Below are 5,403 nucleotides of genomic sequence, written 5' to 3' on the forward strand. Positions count from 1 at the left end.
GGCTGAGCGGGCGGGGGAGGCTCAGGCGACCAGTCCGCCGAGCTTGCGCAGCGACTCGTTGAGGGCGGCGCTCGCCGAGTCCTTGAGCTTCCCGGCCATCAGCGAGACCGCGGGGCCGGTGAACTCGCCGTCGACGCGGACCGTCGTGGCCTCGCCCTCCGGCGTCAGCGCATAGCGCATGGCGAGGTTCACCCCCATCGGGCCCTTGCCCCGGGTGGCGAACACCTGGACGGGCTCACTGGCCTCGATGGTCCAGATCACCTCCGCCGGAAAGCCCATCAGCTTCATGTTCTCCTGATACGTGGCGCCCACCTCGAGTGTGGTGGGGCCGCCCTCCGGGAAGCCGGTGTGCGTCACGTTCCACTGGACCCACGAGGTGAAGTCCGTCAGCTGGGTCCACACCTTCTCGGCCGGTGCCTCGATACGCGCCTGGACGCTGACCTCGGCCATGGGGCCACCCCTTCCGCGGAGTTCCGCGACGCTTGGTTTGCTCGGATCACTTCGACCGGCTTGGCTCGCCCAGGTCGGGCGCTGTGGCTCGGGTGCCTCAGCGGTGTCGCGCAACGTAGCCCTGGCGCCTCGAACATTCAATACTGATGAACCGTCAGTTCCCGGACTCCTCCGTGAGGAGGAGATACGGCCGTCAATGCCCAACTATCGTGGGAGAGCCACATGCTCCCCGGCGGGGATGCTCCGGACTCCGGGGACTGATGGGGTGAGAGCGTGCGAAAAAGTACCTCCGGCGCTGGTGATGAGGGCCGACTCGGCGAGGAGCTGGACGCCGTGGTCGCGGGGGCGCGCCGACGGGCCTTCCGTGACGGCGACCGGCAGATCGACACGGCCCATCTGCTGCACACCCTCCTCGAGTTGGACCCTCGGGCGCGCGCCGCGTTCGCGGGTGGCGCGCCCCAGGTCGCGCGGCTGCTCGGCTATCTGGCACAGCGCGCCATCGGCTACGGCGTCCAGTGGAGCGGTTCGGTCGAGGACTCCGGCGCGCGGAGCCGGGTGCGCCCCCGGGACCTGCGCGGAATCCAGGGCGTCCAGGGCGTCCAGGGTGTTCAGGGCATCCGGGGTGTCCAGGGCGTCGGCATGTCCGGCTGGTCGCCCGCCGCCGTGGCGGCCATGGGCGCCGCGACCGCCCGGGCCCGGGCCCGCGGTGCACTGCGGGCCGACGGGCCCGACCTCCTGGCCGCCCTCGCCGGCGACCCGGAGTGCCGCGCCGTGGAGGTACTGCGGCGGGCAGGCGTCGATACGGAACTGCTGGTCGCGGCCCTGGACGGGGAATTGCGCCAGCAGTCAACGACGTGACGGTCCTGTCGTGAGCTGACATGATGATCCGATGCACAACACTCAGGGGCAGGGTCCGGGAGGGACGAGAAGCGCGGGGCTGGGGCTGGCGCTCACCTCGGCACTCGCTTTCGGCGGGTCCGGGGTGGCCGCCAAACCGCTGATCGAGGCGGGTCTCGAACCCCTCCACGTCACCTGGCTTCGAGTGGTCGGCGCCGCCTTGGTCATGCTCCCGGTCGCCTGGAACCACCGCGATCTGCCCGCCAAACGCCCCGCCCTGCTGGTGGGGTTCGGCCTGCTGGCCGTCGCCGGGGTGCAGGCGTGCTACTTCGCCGCGATCTCGCGCATTCCGGTCGGGGTCGCGCTCCTCGTCGAATATCTGGCCCCCGCCCTGGTCCTGGGCTGGGTGCGGTTCGTCCAGCGGCGGCCGGTGAGCGGTGCCGCAGCGGTGGGGGTTGTACTCGCGGTCGGCGGACTGGCCTGTGTGGTCGAGGTGTGGTCGGGGCTGAGCTTCGACGCCGTGGGGCTGCTGCTCGCCCTGGCCGCCGCGGGCTGCCAGGTCGGCTACTTCGTCCTGTCCGACCACGGCAGCGACGGCGAGAACGCCGCGGATCCGCTGGGCGTCATCGCGTACGGTCTGATCGTCGGCGCGCTGGCGCTGACCGTCGTGGCGCGCCCCTGGAATCTGGACTGGGCGGTGCTGGCCGGCCGGGCCGACCTGGCGGGCGCGCGGGTGCCCGCCGTGCTGCTGCTCGGATGGATCGTCCTGGTCGCGACGGTCGTCGCCTATCTCACCGGGGTTGTCTCGGTGCGCCGGCTGTCGCCGCAGGTGGCCGGGGTGGTCGCCTGTCTGGAGGCGGTGGTGGCGACCGTACTGGCCTGGGTGCTGCTGGACGAGCATCTGTCGCCGCCGCAGATCGCCGGGGGCGCGGTGGTGCTGTTCGGGGCGTTTATCGCGCAGACCTCGGCGCCGAAGGCGGCCGCGGCCGGGCCGGTGGCCGGGTCGGGGACGCTCTCCGCCAGGAAAGAGGCGGATGCGGCCGTCGTGGCCGACGGCGCCGACCGGGCGCCTGACTCGTCGCCCGCCCGCTGACCGGCTGAGAGGCCGGCACGGGCGGGTCGCCTCGTGAGGGTCGGGCGTGTCCGGCTCGGTCAGAGGCGGGTGAGGTAGGCGGGCACCGGCGTGTCGGCCGTCAGGTCGTCGGAGGGCACCGGCGTGCCGTACGTCCGCGCCACCGGCAGCACCCCGCTCCAGTGCGGGAGCGCCAGGTCCTCGGGCTCGTCGTTCGGGCCGCCGGTGCGGATCTTCGCGGACACCTCGGCGAGGTCCAGGCGGAGTACGGCGGTGGCGGCCAGTTCCTTGGCGTTGGCCGGCCGGGAGTCGGCGGCCCGGCCGGGCACGACGTGGTCGACCAGGGCGTCGAGGGCCGCGGCGCGCTCGGCGCCGTCGGTCACCTGGCGGGCGGCGCCGTGCACCACCACCGAGCGGTAGTTGATGGAGTGGTGGAAGGCGGAGCGGGCCAGGACCAGCCCGTCGACATGGGTGACGGTCAGGCACACCGGCATGCCCGGGTCCTCCGCGCCGCTCGCCATCCGCAGCGGGCGGGAGCCGGTCGAGCCGTGCACATACAGCCGCTCGCCCACCCGCGCGTACAGCGTCGGCAGGACGACCGGGCCGCCGTCGCGCACAAAGCCCAGATGGCAGACGTAGCCCTCGTCGAGTATCGAGTGCACCAGCTCCCGGTCGTACGAGGCGCGCTCGCGGGACCGGGTGGGCACCGTCCGGTCGGTCGGCTGGTAGGCGTCCGGGGTGGTGCTCTCGGCGGTCATTTGCCAACTCCTTTGAACTAGTACAAAATGTCTTTTGTGCTAGGAGAGTATCGGATCGAAGGGCGCGGCGCAGCTGAGATCGCCGCGAGTGTCGAGCGCGCGGTCGGCGCCGGTGACCTGGCCCCCGGCCAACTGCTGCCGCCCATGCGGGAGTTGGCGGCCCAGCTGGGGGTCAATCCCAATACCGTCGCGGCCGCCTATCGCTCGCTGCGGGACCGGGGAGTGATCGAGACCGCGGGCCGTAAGGGGAGCCGGGTGCGCCCGCGCCCCGCCACCACCTCCCGTGACCTGCTCCGCGTCGAGGCCCCGGAGGGCGTGCGCGACCTCGGGGACGGCAACCCCGACCCCGCCCTGCTGCCGCCGCTCGGCGCGGCGCTGGCCGCGGCCGCCGCGCGCAACGCCGAACGCCCGGCGCTGTACGGCACGCCCGAGGTGTCCCCGGAGCTCGCCCGGGTGGCCCGGGCCGCCCTCGACGCGGACGGGGTGCCGGACGGCCCGGTCGCCGTCACCTCCGGCTCGCTGGACGCGATCGAGCGCGTGCTCGCCGCCCATCTCAAACCCGGCGACGCGGTCGCGGTCGAGGATCCGGGCTGGGGCAGTGTGCTCGACCTGGTCCCGGCGCTGGGGCTGCGCACCGTCCCCGTCGCGGTCGACGACGACGGGCCGCTGCCGGAGCGGGTCGAGGAGGCGCTGCGCAAGGGGGCGCGGGCGCTGATCGTCACCTGCCGGGCACAGAATCCGACCGGCGGGTCGGTGAGCGCCGAGCGCGCCCGCGCGCTGCGTACGGCCCTGGACCGACACCCGCGAACGCTGCTGATCGAGGACGACCACGGGCACGGCATCGTGGACCTGCCGCTCCATCCGCTGGCGGGCGGTACGGAGCACTGGGCGCTGGTCCGCTCCGCCGCCAAGGCGTACGGGCCCGATCTGCGGGTCGCCGTGCTGACCGGCGACACGGTCACCGTGGACCGGGTGCGCGGAAGGCAGCGGCTGGGCCCCGGCTGGGTCAGCCATCTGCTGCAGGACGCGCTGGTGCGGCTGTGGCACACCGGCGCGGTGGACATCGCGGCGGTGGCCGCCTCGTACGGCCGTCGGCGCGACGCGCTGGTGCGGGCGCTGCGCGAGCGCGGGATCGCCGCCCACGGCCGCAGCGGGATGAACGTATGGGTGCCGGTCCCCGACGAGACCGGCGCCGTCGCCCGGCTCCTGCAGTCCGGCTGGGCGGTCGCGCCCGGGGCCCGGTTCAGGATCGCCTCGCCGCCCGGGGTGCGGCTGACCGTGTCCTCGCTGGGCATGGACGACATCGGCCCCGTCGCGGACGCGTTCGCGTCGGCGACGGGGCCGGCCCCGGCGGGGCGCTATGGCTGAGGGGGTAACAGGCTCAGTCCCGAGGGGCCCTGGCGCGCGGCCGTGTCTGCGTCAGCGCCGCGCCCGCGAGCACGATCAGTGCCCCGACCGGAGTGTTCCAGGTGAGGTGTTCGCCGAGGATCGCCACGCCCGCCGCGGTCGCGATGACCGGGACGAAGTACGTCACCATCATGGCGGTGGTCGGGCCGACCTCCTCGACCAGGCCGTACTGCACCAGGAAGGCGAAGCCGGTGCCGAGCGCGCCCAGCGCCACCACCGACAGCAGCGGCAGCACCGGGAAGGAGCCCGGGGCCGGGGCGAACAGCGGGGCCACGACCGCCAGTTGGGCCGTGCCCATCAGCAGTTGGGCGCCCGACATCGCGAGGTGGGAGTGGCCGGAGCCGCTGAGCGTACGCCGGACGTACTGCCAGCCGACCGCGTAGCTGAGCGAGGCGGCCAGCGCCATCGCGGTGCCCGCCGGGTCCTGACCGGAGAAGCCCTGCCAGACGCCGAGCACGACCAACACGCCGGCGAAGCCGATGCCCAGGCCCGCGACGCGCTGCCGGGTCGGCCGGTCGTCGGAGGCCGCCGCCACGGCGAGCACCATGCCCCACAGCGGCGAGGTCGCGTTGCAGATGCCGGCCAGGGTGGACGGGATGGTCAGCTCGGCGTACGCGAACAGCGAGAACGGCAGGGCGTTGAGGAAGAAGGCCGCCACGGCCAGATGGCCCCAGGCCCGGGCGCCACGCGGCAGCCGCTCCCGCTTCGCCACCAGGACCGCGACCAGGACGGCGGTGCCGAACAGCATGCGCCCCAGTGTGACGTACAGCGGAGCGAACGCCTCGGTGCCGACCTTGATGAACACAAAGCTGAAGCCCCAGATCAGGGCGAGCGCGCCGAACCGGATCCGCCAGTCCAGGAGCGGGCGGCGGGTGGGGG

6 protein-coding genes are annotated in these 5,403 nt (G+C 73.7%); 3 read left to right on the top strand and 3 right to left on the bottom strand.

The window, feature by feature from the left end; translation table 11 throughout:
* Positions 1 to 21 precede the first annotated feature (21 nt).
* Positions 22 to 450 (bottom strand): type II toxin-antitoxin system Rv0910 family toxin, encoded by a 429-nt coding sequence (locus CCN51_RS41540; protein ID WP_014181319.1) that lies wholly within the window; start codon positions 448 to 450, stop codon positions 22 to 24.
* 273 nt (positions 451 to 723) lie between these two features.
* On the opposite strand from CCN51_RS41540, the gene CCN51_RS41545 reads away from it, so the two are divergent.
* Both CCN51_RS41545 and CCN51_RS41550 read left to right on the top strand, forming a co-directional pair.
* The gene (locus CCN51_RS41545; protein ID WP_078610752.1) at positions 724 to 1,308 is read left to right on the top strand and encodes a Clp protease N-terminal domain-containing protein; all 585 of its coding nucleotides are present in this window, start codon (positions 724 to 726) and stop codon (positions 1,306 to 1,308) included.
* Between the two features lie 31 nt (positions 1,309 to 1,339).
* Positions 1,340 to 2,380, top strand: a complete 1,041-nt coding sequence (locus tag CCN51_RS41550) for an EamA family transporter (protein WP_014181321.1) — start codon at positions 1,340 to 1,342, stop codon at positions 2,378 to 2,380.
* Positions 2,381 to 2,439: 59 nt separating this feature from the next.
* On the opposite strand, the gene CCN51_RS41555 is transcribed toward CCN51_RS41550, so the two are convergent.
* Complete coding sequence (locus CCN51_RS41555; RefSeq protein ID WP_014181322.1) at positions 2,440 to 3,117, bottom strand: pyridoxamine 5'-phosphate oxidase family protein; 678 nt, start codon at positions 3,115 to 3,117, stop codon at positions 2,440 to 2,442.
* Between the two features lie 36 nt (positions 3,118 to 3,153).
* Here CCN51_RS41555 and CCN51_RS41560 point away from each other — a divergent pair, with 36 nt between their 5' ends.
* The gene (locus CCN51_RS41560; protein ID WP_014181323.1) at positions 3,154 to 4,485 is read left to right on the top strand and encodes an aminotransferase class I/II-fold pyridoxal phosphate-dependent enzyme; all 1,332 of its coding nucleotides are present in this window, start codon (positions 3,154 to 3,156) and stop codon (positions 4,483 to 4,485) included.
* Between the two features lie 13 nt (positions 4,486 to 4,498).
* Here CCN51_RS41560 and CCN51_RS41565 read toward each other — a convergent pair.
* Positions 4,499 to 5,403 (bottom strand): DMT family transporter (locus CCN51_RS41565; protein WP_086860755.1); only part of this gene is annotated, 905 nt, incomplete at its 5' end.

Origin of the sequence: Streptomyces milbemycinicus, assembly GCF_002154605.1 — a bacterium.
Taxonomy (GTDB): domain Bacteria; phylum Actinomycetota; class Actinomycetes; order Streptomycetales; family Streptomycetaceae; genus Streptomyces; species Streptomyces milbemycinicus.

Bases quoted from the DNA above. Each gene is read 5' to 3' on its own strand.
- CCN51_RS41540 (WP_014181319.1), bottom strand. From the start codon at position 450: ATGGCCGAGGTCAGCGTCCAGGCGCGTATCGAGGCACCGGCCGAGAAG.
- CCN51_RS41550 (WP_014181321.1), top strand. From the start codon at position 1,340: ATGCACAACACTCAGGGGCAGGGTCCGGGAGGGACGAGAAGCGCGGGG.
- CCN51_RS41555 (WP_014181322.1), bottom strand. From the start codon at position 3,117: ATGACCGCCGAGAGCACCACCCCGGACGCCTACCAGCCGACCGACCGG.